12 protein-coding genes are annotated in these 14,116 nt (G+C 75.7%); 2 read left to right on the top strand and 10 right to left on the bottom strand.

Annotated features, from left to right (window positions below; all coding sequences use genetic code 11):
- Positions 1–11: 11 nt before the first annotated feature.
- Together ACH443_RS04415 and ACH443_RS04410 are read right to left on the bottom strand one after the other, a co-directional pair.
- Positions 12–1,751, bottom strand: a complete 1,740-nt coding sequence (locus ACH443_RS04415) for a GTPase (RefSeq protein WP_430589565.1) — start codon at positions 1,749–1,751, stop codon at positions 12–14.
- Positions 1,748–3,721 (bottom strand): dynamin family protein, encoded by a 1,974-nt coding sequence (locus ACH443_RS04410; RefSeq protein WP_430589564.1) that lies wholly within the window; start codon positions 3,719–3,721, stop codon positions 1,748–1,750. The genes ACH443_RS04415 and ACH443_RS04410 overlap by 4 nt, the downstream gene beginning before the upstream one ends.
- A 155-nt stretch (positions 3,722–3,876) precedes the next feature.
- Between ACH443_RS04410 and ACH443_RS04405 the strand changes: the two genes are divergently transcribed.
- Complete coding sequence (locus ACH443_RS04405; RefSeq protein WP_430589563.1) at positions 3,877–4,662, top strand: SDR family NAD(P)-dependent oxidoreductase; 786 nt, start codon at positions 3,877–3,879, stop codon at positions 4,660–4,662.
- A 12-nt stretch (positions 4,663–4,674) separates the two neighbouring features.
- Here ACH443_RS04405 and ACH443_RS04400 read toward each other — a convergent pair whose 3' ends face one another.
- From ACH443_RS04400 to ACH443_RS04370, 7 genes are all read right to left on the bottom strand, one after another.
- Positions 4,675–5,646, bottom strand: coding sequence for a phosphotransferase (locus ACH443_RS04400; RefSeq protein ID WP_430589562.1), 972 nt, complete (start codon positions 5,644–5,646; stop codon positions 4,675–4,677).
- 130 nt (positions 5,647–5,776) lie between these two features.
- Positions 5,777–7,459: an energy-dependent translational throttle protein EttA gene (gene ettA, locus ACH443_RS04395; RefSeq protein ID WP_429762396.1), complete on the bottom strand. Its 1,683-nt coding sequence runs from the start codon at positions 7,457–7,459 to the stop codon at positions 5,777–5,779.
- A gap of 128 nt (positions 7,460–7,587) precedes the next feature.
- The gene (locus ACH443_RS04390) at positions 7,588–8,016 is read right to left on the bottom strand and encodes a single-stranded DNA-binding protein (RefSeq protein ID WP_429762397.1); all 429 of its coding nucleotides are present in this window, start codon (positions 8,014–8,016) and stop codon (positions 7,588–7,590) included.
- Between the two features lie 48 nt (positions 8,017–8,064).
- Entirely contained in the window at positions 8,065–9,654 is a 1,590-nt protein-coding gene (locus tag ACH443_RS04385; RefSeq protein WP_430589561.1) for a GTPase, read from the bottom strand.
- Positions 9,651–11,327, bottom strand: coding sequence for a GTPase (locus ACH443_RS04380; RefSeq protein WP_429762399.1), 1,677 nt, complete (start codon positions 11,325–11,327; stop codon positions 9,651–9,653). Before ACH443_RS04380 ends, ACH443_RS04385 begins: the two co-directional genes overlap by 4 nt.
- Positions 11,328–11,387: 60 nt before the next feature.
- Entirely contained in the window at positions 11,388–12,254 is an 867-nt protein-coding gene (locus ACH443_RS04375; protein ID WP_430589560.1) for an NAD(P)-dependent oxidoreductase, read from the bottom strand.
- Entirely contained in the window at positions 12,251–13,147 is an 897-nt protein-coding gene (locus tag ACH443_RS04370) for an NAD(P)-dependent oxidoreductase (protein ID WP_430589559.1), read from the bottom strand. The genes ACH443_RS04375 and ACH443_RS04370 overlap by 4 nt, the downstream gene beginning before the upstream one ends.
- 127 nt (positions 13,148–13,274) lie before the next feature.
- Between ACH443_RS04370 and ACH443_RS04365 the strand changes: the two genes are divergently transcribed.
- Entirely contained in the window at positions 13,275–13,655 is a 381-nt protein-coding gene (locus tag ACH443_RS04365; protein ID WP_430555775.1) for a winged helix-turn-helix transcriptional regulator, read from the top strand.
- Between the two features lie 4 nt (positions 13,656–13,659).
- On the opposite strand, the gene ACH443_RS04360 is transcribed toward ACH443_RS04365, so the two are convergent.
- Complete coding sequence (locus ACH443_RS04360) at positions 13,660–14,094, bottom strand: group I intron-associated PD-(D/E)XK endonuclease (protein ID WP_429762403.1); 435 nt, start codon at positions 14,092–14,094, stop codon at positions 13,660–13,662.
- Positions 14,095–14,116: the final 22 nt, after the last annotated feature.

Raw genomic sequence — 14,116 nt, 5'->3', positions numbered from 1 at the left:
CGGGACCGCCGTCAGCCGGCTGCGATCGCCGCCGCGGCGCGGCAGCGGGCGAGGGCGGCGAGCTCGTCCCCCACCGGCACACGCACCAGCCGGTCCGCGACGCCCGAGACGGACTCGCGCAGCCGGCGGCGCACGCGCGACGCACGACGCCGCGCGCCCCACGCCGTGAAGACCCGCGCGACGAGCGCGAGCAGCAGCCCCGCGAGGAGCCCCCCGATCGCCAGCAGGGTGGGCCACGGCACCTCGAGCACCCCGCCGCCCGAGGCCGTGAGGTCCACGGTGAGCACCGGCAGGATCAGCGGCGGCAGCCGGAAGTACTCGACCGCCGCGGCGGCGCCGAGCCACAGCAGGCCCACGACCGCGGCCGCGAGGAGCAGCCACTGCACGGCGCCCACCGCCGCCCACCAGCGCGGCCTGCGCGCCGCCTCCAGGCGGGTGCCGACGACCGCCTGGTCGAGGTCCCCGGGCATCCGGTCGATCGCGTCCTGCGCCCGGTCGCGCGCCACCAGCACCCACGGGTCGGGCGCGCCCTCGGTCACCTCGTCGACGTACCGGCGCACCGCCGACGCCGACACCGCGCGGACGGCGGGGCGCGTCGTCGGCAGGGAGCTGCGCACCAGGTCGGGTCGCTCGGGCCCCGTCGCGGTTCCCGACCCGTCGGTCGCCGTGCCGTCGGGGCCGCGCCGCAGCCCGAGCCGTCGCAGAGGGTCGCGCCTGAGCCGCGACACCCACCGGGTGACCGGCCATCCCGTGGCGAGGTGGGCGTCCCGACGGTGCGCGGCCGCCACCGCGTCGACGACCGTCGGCACCCCGGCGGCAGCCTCGAGCGCGTCCACCAGCGCGTCGGCCGCCCGCTCCCCCGCGCGCGACGCCGGGCTGGACCCGCACGCGTCCGCGATGCGCTGGGCGGCCGCGCGGGCGTCCGCCGCGAGCCGCGCGGTCGCCGCCTCGCGGCGCGCCGCCGCCTCCGCGAGCAGCCCCTTGAGCTGGTCGATCCCCCGCCCCGTCGCGGCCGACACGGCCAGCACCCGCGCCCCGTCGAGACCGTCCGCGGCGACCAGCCGGCGCAGGTCGGCGAGCATCGCGTCGGTCTCGGCGTCGGACAGCCGGTCCGCCTGGTTGAGCACCACGACGACGACCTCCGACCGGCCCGCCAGCGGGCGCAGGTACCGCTCGTGCAGCGCCGCGTCGGCGTACTTCTGCGGGTCCACGACCCACACCAGCAGGTCGGCCCGCTCCACCAGCCGCTCGGCCCGCACCCGGTGCTCCACGACGACCGAGTCGTGGTCGGGCAGGTCGAGCAGCACCAGACCGGTCGAGATCCCCGCCGGGCCGCGCCTCCCCCGCAGCCGGGCGAGCCCGCGCCGCGGGCGCGCCGCACCGGAGTCGTCGCCCGGGTCGTCGTCCGCCGGCGTCGGCATCTCCTGGCGCCGCCGGACCTCAAGCCAGTCGAGCAGCGGCCCGGCGCCGTCGCCCCAGACCGCCGCGACGGCGTGGGACGTCGTGGGCCGGCGCACACCGACGGTCGCGATCTCCGAGCCCGCGACGGCATTGAGCACGCTCGACTTGCCGGAGCCGGTGGCGCCCGCGAGCGCCACGACCGTGTGCTCCGCGGAGAGCCCGCCGCGCTCGCGGGCCCGCGTCACGACGGCGCGCGCGTCGTCGAGCAGCTCGCGGTCGAGGCGGCCGCTCGCCGCGACGACGGCCGACTCCAGCGCCGCGGTCCGGTCCGCGAGGTCGATCCGGCTCACCGGTCGCCCTCCTCGCGCCGGGACCGGCGGCGCGACCACCAGCCGCCCCGCCGGGCGGGTGCCGCCTCGTCGGCGGTGGGCGGTTCGCCGGGGCCCGCCGGTGCCTCGGGCGCTCGGAACGTGCCGGCGCCGCGCAGCAGCCCGCCGCTCCACGGCCGGGTGACGCCCTCGGTCGGGACGGACCGGGCCGCCCGCTCGGCGCGGGCGGCCGCGGCGACCCGGTGGGCGGCGTCCCGGACGCCGTCGGCCCCGGTCTCCTGCGTGCCGAGCGCGTCGAGCTGCGCCGTGTACCGGGCGGCCTGCCCGCGCAGCACCGCGTCGACGCGGCCGTTCAGCCGCTCCTTGGCCTGGGCCGCGAGGCGGCGCACGGCCTCGTCGCCGAACACCGCCTCGAGCAGCTTCTGCGCGACGATCGCCGTGCCGCCGGCGATGCCGATCTCGGCGCCCGTCAGGCCGGCGGTCGACGCGAAGACGATGACCATGAGGCTCACGCCGAGCGCGTTCACCCCGAAGGAGACCGCCCGGGCGGTGCCGCGCCGCGACTCGCCCTGCTCGCGCACGAGCGCCAGCACGTCCTCCTGCCAGCCCCGGATCTGCTCCGCCACCTCGGTGCGCAGGGCCGCCGGGACGCGCGCCAGGTCGAGGCCGTCCAGGAGCGCCGCGCCCGCGCCGTCGCTGCGCCAGGCGGCGAACGTGCGCTCGGCGGCCTGCTCCGCCGCGTCGAGGATCACCGACTCCAGCCCGTGCGCGATGGCCTGCTCCACCTGCGGCGCCTCCTTCGGGCGGCCGCGGAAGAAGCGCACGACCGCGTCCCGCACGCGCCCCACGCCCGCCTCGACGGACCTGAAGAACTCGCCCGTCCCGACGAAGTCCTGCCAGCGGGCGAGCACCTCGCTGCGCAGCAGCGCGCCGTCGGACGTCGCCACCTCCACCTGCTCCAGCGCCTCCGCGTGGTACCGCCGGACGGCGTCGCGCAGCCGGGCGTCGGCCACCTCCTGCCCGTCCGCGGTCTCGGCGAGGGCGACCGCGCGCCGCACCAGGTCGTCCACCACGCCGTCTCGCGTGGCGGCGATGACCCGTGCCCGCGCCTCGGGGTCGCCACCGAGCCCGGACAGCCACGTGGCGACCTCCGCGACGGCCGCCTCCGGGAGCAGCCCGTCCACCAGGGCTCCGGGTCCCTGCTCGGCCGCCTCGCCGAGCACGAAGACGCGCGCGTCGCCCAGCCCGTGCTCCACCGTCATGCGACGCAGGTCGTCGGCCACGACCTCCGCGCCGGGGTCCACCCGGTCGAGGACGATCGCGACCTGCGCCCGCCGGCGCGCGGCCTGGCCCAGCAGGTCCCACGGCACGGCGTCCGCGTACCGCGCCGCCGTCGTGACGAAGAGCCACAGGTCGGCGGCCCCCAGCAGCTGCGCGGACAGCTCGCGGTTGGCCGTCTCCACGGAGTCGATGTCGGGGGCGTCGAGCAGGGCGAGCCCCTGCGGCAGCGCCTCGCTCGCGACCAGCCGCAGCGCAGCGGCCCCCTCCGCCCCGGTGGGCGGGGTGTCTGGCAGACGGCCCGACGAGGTCACGCGCGCCAGCCCGGGCAGCACCCGGTCGGTGGTGAACCACCGGGCGTCGAGGGGGTGGTGCACGAGGACGGGCGCGCGGGTGGTAGGTCGCAACACCCCCGGGGCGGACACCGGCTCCCCGAGCAGCGAGTTGACCAGGGTGGACTTCCCCGCGCCGGTCGACCCGCCGACGACGACGAGCAGCGGCGCGCGCTCCGCCCGCAGCCTCGGCAGCAGGTAGTCGTCGAGCTGGTCGACGGCCTGGTGCAGGTCGGCCCGCGCCGCACCCACCCCGGGCGTCTCCAGCGGCAGGCGCAGGGCACCCAGGCGGGCGCGCAGCGTCTCGAGCGCGTCGACCAGCCCCCGGGCCGCCGCCTCGTCCCGCGGGTCGGGGGCGGCGGTCGTGTCCGGGTCGGTCATGTGCCCAGTCTGCCCATCAGGGACGATCCGTGCAGAGCCGACCTCCGAGAGGGCACACCCGACCGGTCCGCGGGCGCGCCGGCGCCGAACACCACGGGTGAGGACGTCCACGAGAGAGTGGGGCGTCACCGCCACCGTCGGAAGGAACTCGCCTGATGCCCCTCGACCTGCACGAGACCACCACCGTCGTGACCGGCGCGAGCTCAGGCCTCGGCGCCGAGTTCGCGCGGGTGCTGGCCGCGCGCGGCTCCCATCTGCTCCTCGTCGCGCGGAGGGCCGAGCGGCTCGCCGCGCTCGCCCGGGAGCTCGAGGACGGGTTCGGCGTGCGCGCGCACGTCCTCCCGCTCGACCTCGCGGACGGCGGCGCCGCCGCAGCGCTGACCTCGTTCCTGGAGGAGCGGTCGATCACGGTCGACTCGCTCGTCAACAACGCCGGGTTCGCCACCTCGGGCGCCTTCGTCGACGCCGACGGCGACCGCCTGGACCGGGAGGTCCGGCTCAACGTCGGCGCGGTCGTGTCGCTCACCCACGCGCTGCTCGGCCCGATCACCGCCTCGGGACGGGGCTTCGTCCTCAACGTGTCCAGCATGGCGGCCTTCCAGCCCGTCCCGACCATGGCCGTGTACGGCGCCACCAAGGCGTTCGTGCTGAGCTTCACCGAGGCGCTGGCCCACGAGCTGCGCGGTACGGGCGTGCGAGTCACCGCCCTGTGCCCCGGCCCGACCCGCACGGAGTTCTTCGATGTCGCCGAGTCGCCGCTCGCCGCCTCGGCGAGCCTCCAGTCGGCTCCCGAGGTGGTGGCCGCCGGGATCCGCGCGCTCGACGCGCGACGCACGCCGTCGAGCGTCGTTCCCGGGGCGCTCAACCGGTTCGGTGCGGGCCTCGGGCGGCTGCTCCCCCGCTCCCTCGTCGTGCCGCTGGCCGCCCGGGTCGCCACCTGACCGACGGCGAGGTCAGCCCCCCAGACGACGGCGCAGCCACGCGACGCACACCTCGCCCTGGGCGCGCTGGAACGCCCGCAGGTGCGGGATGCCGGGGACGGGTGTCTGCAGCGACGAGTGCACGAAGTATCCGGTGAGCGCGACGAGGTAGGCCGTCACCGCGTCCCCGTCGGTCCCCGCCGGCAGGGGGCGGAGCCGCAGCGCCTCCTCCGGCGCCGGCCCGCCCTCCACCTGCACGGCCGGCAGCATGCCCACCAGGTCGCAGAACGCCGCGCCCCGTCCCGGGTACGCCCAGTCGACGGCGACCGCCCGGACCCGGGCCGCTCCGCGGCCCGATCCGCCGCCGACCAGCAGCGCGTTGTCGCCGCGCAGGTCGCCATGGACGAGCCGGTTCCCGGCGACGGCCGCCGGCGCCTCGAGCTCGAGCGTCGCGAGGCGGTCCAGGTGCTGCGCGAGCCACGGGTCGTACGACGCGAGGCCCTCCGGGCGCTCCGCCGCGAGCCGCCCGGTGAGATGCGCGGGCAGCTCGGCGGCGAACTCGGGGAGCACCCCCGCGCCGACCTCGTGCGTCCCCACCTCGACCGCGAGATCGAGCACGGCACGCAGCTCCAACTCGCGCCAGGGCTGCGCCGGCGCGTGCCCGTCGACGGCGTCGAAGGCCAGCACGACCCAGTCGAGGCCCCCGGCGACGCCGACCTCGGCGAGCCACCGCAGGCGCGGCGCGGGCACGCCGTCGCCCAGCAGGGCCACGCGCTCCGCCTCCTGGCGGTACAGGCCCACCGTGAAGGAGTGCTCCGGACCGACCGCCTTGACGAACACCGCGCCGCGGTCGGTGCGCAGCGTGGACGCCAGGCCCTGGGAGTACCCGCCGTCGTGGCTGGTCCACCCCGTCACCTGCGCCCCCAGCCGCGCCTCGATCCCTGCGCGCACGGCGGCGGGCAGGTCGGGCCAGGTGGGGCGGGCGCGGGTGGTCGTCGTGGTCATCGCAGGAGTATCTCCGACGAGCGGTCCCGCACCCCACGCATTTCAGACGCACGACGCCCCCGGCACCACGGGTGCCGGGGGCGTCGTGCGGGCCGTGCTGGCTCGCTGTGCGGGCTCGGGGCCCGCGCGCTCAGTCGCGCGTGAGCTTGCGGTACGTCACGCGGTGCGGGCGCGCGGCGTCAGCGCCCAGGCGCTCGACCTTGTTCTCCTCGTACGAGGCGAAGTTGCCCTCGAACCAGTACCAGTTCGCCGGGTCCTCCTCCGTGCCCTCGTACGCGAGGATGTGCGTCGCGACCCGGTCGAGGAACCACCGGTCGTGGGAGACCACGACGGCGCAGCCGGGGAACTCGAGCAGCGCGTTCTCCAGCGAGCCGAGGGTCTCGACGTCGAGGTCGTTGGTGGGCTCGTCGAGGAGCAGCAGGTTGCCGCCCTGCTTGAGGGTCAGCGCCAGGTTGAGGCGGTTGCGCTCACCACCGGACAGCACGCCCGCGGGCTTCTGCTGGTCCGGGCCCTTGAACCCGAACGACGCCACGTACGCGCGCGAGGGGATCTCGACGTTGCCGACCTTGATGAAGTCGAGCCCGTCGGAGACGACCTCCCACAGCGTCTTCTTCGGGTCGATGCCGCCGCGCGACTGGTCGACGTAGGAGATCTTGACGGTCTCGCCGACCTTGAGGTCACCGCCGTCGAGCGGCTCCAGGCCGACGATGGTCTTGAACAGCGTGGTCTTGCCGACGCCGTTCGGGCCGATGACGCCGACGATGCCGTTGCGCGGCAGCGTGAAGCTCAGGCCGTCGATGAGCTGGCGGCCGTCGAAGCCCTTCTGCAGGTTGCTGGCCTCGAGGACCACGCTGCCCAGGCGCGGGCCGGCGGGGATCTGGATCTCCTCGAAGTCGAGCTTCCGCGTCCGCTCCGCCTCCGCGGCCATCTCCTCGTAGCGGGCCAGGCGCGCCTTCGACTTGGTCTGGCGGCCCTTCGCGTTGGAGCGCACCCACTCGAGCTCGTCCTTGAGGCGCTTGGCGAGCTTGGCGTCCTTCTTGCCCTGCACCTCGAGGCGGGCCTGCTTCTTCTCCAGGTAGGTGGAGTAGTTGCCCTCGTACGGGTAGAGGCGGCCGCGGTCGACCTCGCAGATCCACTCCGCGACGTGGTCGAGGAAGTACCGGTCGTGGGTGACGGCGAGGACGGCGCCCGGGTAGGTGGCCAGGTGCTGCTCGAGCCACAGCACCGACTCGGCGTCGAGGTGGTTGGTGGGCTCGTCGAGCAGCAGCAGGTCGGGCTTCTCCAGCAGCAGCTTGCACAGCGCCACGCGACGGCGCTCACCACCGGAGAGGACCTTCACGTCGGCGTCCGGCGGCGGGCAGCGCAGGGCGTCCATCGCCTGCTCGAGCTGGGAGTCGAGGTCCCAGGCGTCGGCGGCGTCGATGTCCTCCTGCAGCGTGCCCATCTCGGCCAGCAGGCTGTCGAAGTCGGCGTCGGGCTCCGCCATGAGGGCGGAGATCTCGTTGAACCGGTCGATCTTCGCCTTGAGCGGGCCGACCGCCTCCTCGACGTTCCCGAGCACGGTCTTGTCCTCGTTGAGCGGCGGCTCCTGCAGGAGGATGCCGACCGTGTACCCCGGGGAGAGCCGCGCCTCGCCGTTGGACGGCTGCTCGAGGCCCGCCATGATCTTGAGGATCGTCGACTTCCCGGCGCCGTTGGGGCCGACGACGCCGATCTTGGCGCCGGGCAGGAAGTTCAGCGAGACGTCGTCGAGGATGACCTTGTCGCCGTGCGCCTTGCGCGCCTTGTACATGGAGTAGATGAACTCAGCCACTGGCTCTGCTTCCACCGTTCGATCGCGCGGCGAACCCGAGGGATCGGGTCCGAGAGGTTCGAGGCTCCAGCGGGCAGGCTGGAGGACCGGCATGGCGGCCGGTCCACCAGCCTACGCGACCTCGGGCCTCACACGCCGACCGGCACCGGCTCGGGCTCCCGATCGGGCTCCGGCAGGTCCTCGGGGTCCGCACGGTCGACCACGCGCGTGAACCGCGCCAGCCCGCGGGTGACGTCCGGGCCCACGCCGTGCGCGTCGATCACGAGCTGCCAGCGGTCCTTGCCCTCCTTGTCCGTCCACTCCTCCGTGGACAGCCTGCCGGTGACGACCACGGGGTCGCCCTGCGCCAGCGACTCCGCCACGTGGCGGGCTCCGGTACGGAAGGACTTCACCGTGAACCACAGGGTCTGGCCGTCGGACCACTCGCCGCTGCGCGGGTCGCGCAGCCGCCGCGTGCTCGCCACGCGGAACGTGGTCCACTCGACCCCGCCGTCGGACCGGTGCAGCGTCGGCTTCGTCCCGACGAACCCGTTCACCGTGATGCTGACCTCGTTCATGCGCTCCTCCTGGGTCCGCCGCCGGCAGGCGCCGGCGGGCCCCCAGGATCAGTCGCCCGAGGCCCGGTGCGCCCCCGCCTTCGGCGTGGTTGTGGACGACGGCGCCAGCTCGGAGCCTGTGGGCAGCCTCAGGGACCCGGTGAGCGGCAGCGACGCCGGGAGCTCGGTCGCCGCCTGCGCCAGCTCGCGCACCCGCCGGTGCTCGTGGAGCAGCTTCTGCGTCGGCTCGCCGAGCCCCTCGGACAGCACCCGCTGGAGCGCCGCCCGGCCCGCGGAGGCCACGGCCTGCTCGCGCCTGCGTGCCAGCGCGCGCCGCGAGGCCGTGCCCGCGAACGCCACCACCACGGCGGCCACGGCCGCGACGCCGGCCAGCGCGAGCACGACGGCCGGCCAGGGCGAGGCCACGTCGAGCACGCCCGTGAGCGCGAGGACCCCCACGACCGCCGACACCACCGCGACGGCGCCGAGCACCCACGCCGTGCGGCGCAGCGCCCGGGCTGCCGACGGCCCCCGCGTGTCGAGCGCGATGCCGCGCAGCGCGCCCGCCACCGACGTGCGCAGCTGGTCCGCCCCCGCCACCGAGGACGCGAGCGAGCGCTGCCACCCCGGCCGCAACGAGGCGCCCGCGCGGGTCAGCCAGCGGGCCCGCGAGAGCGCGACGGCGTCGCGGTCCGGCGGCGGCACCTCCGGCCGCCCGTAGCCGTTGCGCACCGCGTTGCCCACCTGGCTCGCGACCGCGTCGAGCCCGGTCGCGGTCACCAGGGCGTCCAGCTCACGCTGGACCGCGGGCCCCATCTGCCACGGCACCTCCGCCGGCGTCTGGGCCAGCAACAGCCGCGCCGCGACGTCCAGCTCCGCGGCCGCGCGCCCGGCCGCGACCGACCGCCGCGCGCACGCCTCCTCCAGCAGCCCCCGGACCCGGTCGATCCCCTCGCCCGTCTTCGCGGACACCCCCCGCACGAACACGCCGGTCAGGCCGTCGTCCTCGAGCAGTCGCGCCAGGTCGGCCAGCAGGTTCTCCCGCTGCGCGTCCGGCACGGTGTCCACCTGGTTGAGCAGCACCACCATCGACGACTCGGAGCCCACGGACTCGCGCAGGTACCCCGAGTGCAGGGCGTCGTCCGCGTACTTCTGCGGGTCCACGACCCAGACCAGCAGGTCCACGAGCGGCAGCACACGGTCCACGACCTCGCGGTGCGCCGGCTCGACCGAGTCGTGGTCCGGCAGGTCGAGCAGCACCAGCCCGGCGAGCTTCTCCTCGTCCTCGCCGTCGAGCTCGCCGCCCTGGGTGATGCGGCGCTCGCGGTCCACGCCCACCCAGTCCAGCAGCGCCTCCGCGCCGTCCGACCAGGAGCACGCCGTCACGCGCGCCGTCGTCGGCCGCTTCACGCCCACGTCGGCGAAGCTCAGCCGCGACACCTTGTTGAACAGGCTGGACTTGCCCGAGCCCGTGCCCCCGGCGAACGCCACCACCGTGTGGTCGACGCCGAGCGCGAGCCGCTCCCGCACCCCCTCGACCGCGGCCGACACGCGCTGCGACGTGGCGTCGTCGAGCCGGGGCCCGGCGATCTCGAGCGCCTGCGCGAGGTCCTCGGTGCGGGCGCGCAGCGTCGCGTCGTGGGACGGGCTCTCGGTCATGTCAGCCTCCTGAGCTCGGCGAGCCGGACGCGCAGCCCCGCGGCCGCGTCGTCGGCGGGTTCGGACGGACCGAGGTCGTCCAGCACGGCCTGCACCTCGGCGTCGACGACGGCAGCCGCGCGGTCGCCGAGGTCGTCGCGCAGGGTGGCGACGGGCGCGGCGGCCAGGTCCCCCAGGACGCGCTCCAGCAGGCGGTCGGCGTCGCCGCTGCCCGCGGCGGAGGCGAGGAACAGCGTGGCGAGCCCGCGCGCCCCGAACGCCTTGACGGCGGCCTCGACGCGGGCGCCCGATGCGGCGTCGCCGGTGAGCTCCCCGTCCAGGTCGGAGACCACGGCGTCGGCCCGGCCGGCCCACTGCGCCACCCGCCCCGGCACGTCGGCCTCGCGCGCCGCGGTGCGGGCCGCGCCGTCGGGGGCGACGGCCTCGCCGCCGGCGGGCGCTCCCGGGCCGGCGAGGACGGCGCGCAGCCGCTCCTCGACCCGGGCCCCCGACGCCGCCAGGGTGCGCGACGCGGCGTCGACGACGTCGGACCGGAGCCCCTCCAGCGCGGCCTCGCGCGCGCGTCCGGCGCGGCGCGTGCTGCGCGCGCGGTCGCCGCGGACCTTGACGCGGTCGACGCCGACGGTGCCGGACAGCTCGCGCCACCGCGCCTCGACCGACGCCCCGGCGACGACCCCGGCCGCGACCGCGTCGCGGGCGAGCCGCTCCGCCGCGGGGATCTCCTCCGTGACCCGGCGGCGCAGCACGTGCACGGCCTCCTGCTGCGCGTCGATCGCGTCCGCGAGCGACGTGACCCAGCCGGGCAGCGCGCCCAGCGCGCCCTTGAGGGTGCGCACGACGACGGCCCGCGAGCGGTCCGGCCCGGCGAGCATGGTGAGCCAGCGCCGCACCGGCTGCACGACCGACGGGTCCAGGAGCCCCTCGTGCGGACCGACGTCGGGGACGACGAACAGCGGGACGTCGGTCATGCCGTGCTCGCGCAGGCGCTGCAGCAGGTCGCCGCGCACCGTGGTCAGCGTCTCCTTCGGCACCCGGTTGAGCACCATCGCCACCGACGCCCCGCGCTCCGTGGCGCGGGCCAGGGCCTGCCACGGCAGCGCGTCGCCGTAGCGCGCGGCGGTGGTGACGAAGAGCCACAGGTCGGCGGCCTCGAGCAGCTGCTGCGCCGTCGAGCGGTTCTGCTGCACGAACGAGTCGAGGTCCGGCGCGTCCAGCAGGGCCGTCCCGCGCGGCACGCCCTCGTGCTGCACCACGCGCGACAGCTCCGTGACGGGCCCGGCCGCCATGACGTCGGCGTCGGCGGGGTGGTGGGCGAGGACCGGCTCGCGCGTGGTGGGGCGCAGGACGCCCGCCTCGGAGACGGCCTCCCCCAGCAGCGAGTTGTACAGCGTGGACTTGCCCGCGCCGGTCGAGCCCGCGACGACGACGACGGCCGGCGACGACAGCTCCTTGAGGCGCGGCAGCAGGTGCTCGTCGAGCTGGGCGAGCAGCCGGTCGCGAGACGCCGCGGCGTCCTCGGCCCCGTCGATCGGGAGGGGGAGCTCGACCGCCGCGACGTCGCGACGCAGGTCGCGGGCGACGTCGTGGACGGTGACGCCGATCTCCTCGCCCGCCCCGGCGTCCTTCCTGCTCGCGGCACGGCGCGAGGCACGGGTCTCCAGGGAAGGTGTCACGGGCACATCCTTCCCGTTGGCGCGTTCCGTGCCAAACGCGCGCGCCGGTCGCCCGCGGGTTCAGCGGCGCCGCAGGCTCTCGTAGATGCGCGCGAAGCCGTCCGCCCCGTGCCCGGCGTCCACCTGGCGCCGGCGCAGCGCCTCCACCATGGCGATCGGCGCCGGGTCCACGCCCTGCTCCTCGCTCGCGCGCACCAGGTGCCCGAGGTCGGACCAGTCCAGGCTCTGCACCGGGTCGGAGTAGTCGCCGCGGTCGACCGCCTCCGCGTCGAGCACGAGGTACTCGGTCATCGCCGCGAGGAACGGCGCCGCCCGCCGCGCGTAGCTCACGGCGTCGACACCGTCGGCTCCCACCATCGCGGCGCCGTGCAGGAACGCCGTGAACATCGTGTACATCCCCGAGAGCATCGCGAGGTCCAGCAGCGACGCCCGCCCCGGGTCCGCGCCCTCGAAGGTGCTCGTCGCCCAGCGGTCCAGGACGCCGCGCGTCTCGCGGAACACGCCCTCGTCGCCGCTGTACAGGATTTCCGCGCCGGGGCGGCCGATCATCGGCGGGGTCGCCATGATCGCGCCGTCGAGGTAGCGCACCCCGTGCTCGGACGCCCAGGAGGCGACCTCGCGGGCCTCGTTCGGGGTGGTCGTGGTCAGGTTGACCACGACGCGGCCACGCAGCTGCTCGGCGAGCGGGTCGAGCGTCTCGTGCACCGACGCGTGGTCGTAGAGGCAGACGACGACGGTCGACGCCGCGAGGACCGCGTCCCGGGCGTCGGACGCGCGCCGGGCGCCGCGCCCCACGAGCTCCGCGTCCCGGCCGGGCGACCGGTTCCACACCGTCACCCCGTGACCGGCGTGCAGCAGCGCCGCGGCGAGCTCTCGTCCCATGACGCCGAGCCCGAGCAGCGCGACCGGCTCCGTCCCGCGGCTCATCGCGGGTCCCGGATGCCGTCGACGATGCGGGTCCAGCCGTCCGCCCCGTGCCCCGCGTCGATCGCGCGGCGGTAGTGCTCCTGCACCGCCCGGGGCAGGCCGACGTCGATCCCGGCCGCCGCGCTGGCGGCGACCAGGTGGTCGGCGGTGGCGCCCATCATGGTCGCCGTGCTCAGGTCGCCCGGGTGGCGCCCGGCGTCGATCCGCGCGCCGGTGCTCTCCCGCCCGCCCTCCCCCGCCGCGAGCATCGCCGGGATGTCGGCGAGCGTCGTCAGCGCCTCGGGGAGGAAGTCCCGCGCCGGGATGCCGGCGCTCCCCACCAGGGCGGTGGCGTGCATCAGGGCGGACAGCGCCGTGAGGAAGACGTCGAGCTGCGCCTGGTACATGAGCTGCGCCAGCCCGGGGTCCGCGCCGACGTACCGCGGCGCCGCGAGCTCCGCCAGCACCTCGCGATGGCGGTCGAACATGTCCCGGGGGCCCGAGTAGTAGGCGTACGCATCGTCGGTGCCGACCGTGGGCGCAGGGCTCATCACTCCCCCCGTGAGGAACGCCGCACCGTGCACGGACGCCCACGCCGCGGCCTCGCGGGTGCGCTCCGGGGTGTCCGAGCTGAGGTTCACCAGCGTGCGGCCGTCGAGGGCGTCGGTCGCCCCGTCGAGGATCGCGTCCATGGCCGCGTAGTCGGTGAGGCTGAGCAGGACGAGCCCCGCCGCCTCCAGCGCCGCACGCGGCGTGGAGGCGAGTGCCGCGCCGGCGGCGACCACGCCGTCGGCGCGGGAGGCCGTGCGGTTCCAGACGGTGACGGGGTGGCCTCCGGCCAGGAGGCGGCGGACCATCGCCTGCCCCATCGGGCCGAGGCCGATCACCGTGACCGGGACGGGCTGTGCAGTCATGCGCGGTGCTCCTCTTGTGCGTCGTGGCGGTGTGCCTCCATGCTCTGGGGGTACCGAGACCCTGAGAAGTACGCACTTATTACTGCGGTACTTACCTCGAGGGAAGTACCCCGGCAGAGGAGCACCCATGACCGTCAGCACCCGTCGCGGCCCCTACGTCTGCGGCATCGACGCCGCGCTCGACGTCGTCAGCGGCAAGTGGAAGGGCCTCATCCTCTGGGAGCTCGAGGAGCACGGCGTGCGCCGGTTCGCCGAGCTGCGCCGCGGCCTGCCGGGCGTGAGCGAGAAGATGCTCACCCAGCACCTGCGGGAGATGGAGGCCGACGACCTCGTGGTGCGCACCGTCTACGCCGAGGTGCCGCCCCGCGTCGAGTACTCCCTGACCGACCACGGCCGGGCGCTGAACGCCGCGCTCGCGCCGTTGGGGCAGTGGGGCTCCGAACGGATCCGGCGCGAGCGCCGCGAGCTGGTCGACCACGCCGACGCGGCGGCGATGCCCCGGCCCTGACCTGTCACTGGCGCCGTCGTGCGAGGACGGCAAGGTCTCGGAACGTGGCCGCGTCGAGCACACCGTTGCGCTGACCGTTCCTGCTTGGCGTGATCCTCAGCGTGACCGATGCCCCGTGATCGCCCGGTCGGACGTAGTAGCACTCGTCGGTCTCGGGACAGTAGATGCAGACGACGTCGATCGCGGTCTTGTCCGTCGGCTTGGCGTGGGTGCCCTGGCGGTCGTTCCAGACAGATCGGAAGTGGACGGTGATCGCGCCGGCACGCGACGCGCGGTATTTCACCTGCAGCCTGCAGAACACGCCGTCCGCGTAGGCGACGAGGTCGAAGGGAGCGTGCTCCGTAGCAGGGAAGAGCACAACGTAGCCCTGGCTGACGATGTCGGCATGGGCCTTCGCCACGCCAAGATCGCCCTTGTCCTTGGTGTGGTGCGGCGCCATCCGTCCAGACTAATGGATGGGT

It is taken from the genome of Isoptericola sp. NPDC019571 (assembly GCF_044389385.1).
Lineage (GTDB): Bacteria > Actinomycetota > Actinomycetes > Actinomycetales > Cellulomonadaceae > Isoptericola > Isoptericola nanjingensis.
The sequence above is the reverse complement of the archived record's forward strand: the minus strand, read 5'-3'. Positions and strand labels throughout refer to the sequence as shown.

What these genes read in the sequence shown, in the direction of transcription:
- ACH443_RS04405 (WP_430589563.1), top strand. Translation starts at nt 3,877, where the DNA reads ATGCCCCTCGACCTGCACGAGACCACCACCGTCGTGACCGGCGCGAGC.
- ACH443_RS04370 (WP_430589559.1), bottom strand. Translation starts at nt 13,147, where the DNA reads ATGACTGCACAGCCCGTCCCGGTCACGGTGATCGGCCTCGGCCCGATG.
- ACH443_RS04410 (WP_430589564.1), bottom strand. Translation starts at nt 3,721, where the DNA reads ATGACCGACCCGGACACGACCGCCGCCCCCGACCCGCGGGACGAGGCG.
- ACH443_RS04360 (WP_429762403.1), bottom strand. Translation starts at nt 14,094, where the DNA reads ATGGCGCCGCACCACACCAAGGACAAGGGCGATCTTGGCGTGGCGAAG.
- ACH443_RS04365 (WP_430555775.1), top strand. Translation starts at nt 13,275, where the DNA reads ATGACCGTCAGCACCCGTCGCGGCCCCTACGTCTGCGGCATCGACGCC.
- ACH443_RS04375 (WP_430589560.1), bottom strand. Translation starts at nt 12,254, where the DNA reads ATGAGCCGCGGGACGGAGCCGGTCGCGCTGCTCGGGCTCGGCGTCATG.
- ACH443_RS04400 (WP_430589562.1), bottom strand. Translation starts at nt 5,646, where the DNA reads ATGACCACGACGACCACCCGCGCCCGCCCCACCTGGCCCGACCTGCCC.
- ACH443_RS04385 (WP_430589561.1), bottom strand. Translation starts at nt 9,654, where the DNA reads ATGACCGAGAGCCCGTCCCACGACGCGACGCTGCGCGCCCGCACCGAG.
- ACH443_RS04390 (WP_429762397.1), bottom strand. Translation starts at nt 8,016, where the DNA reads ATGAACGAGGTCAGCATCACGGTGAACGGGTTCGTCGGGACGAAGCCG.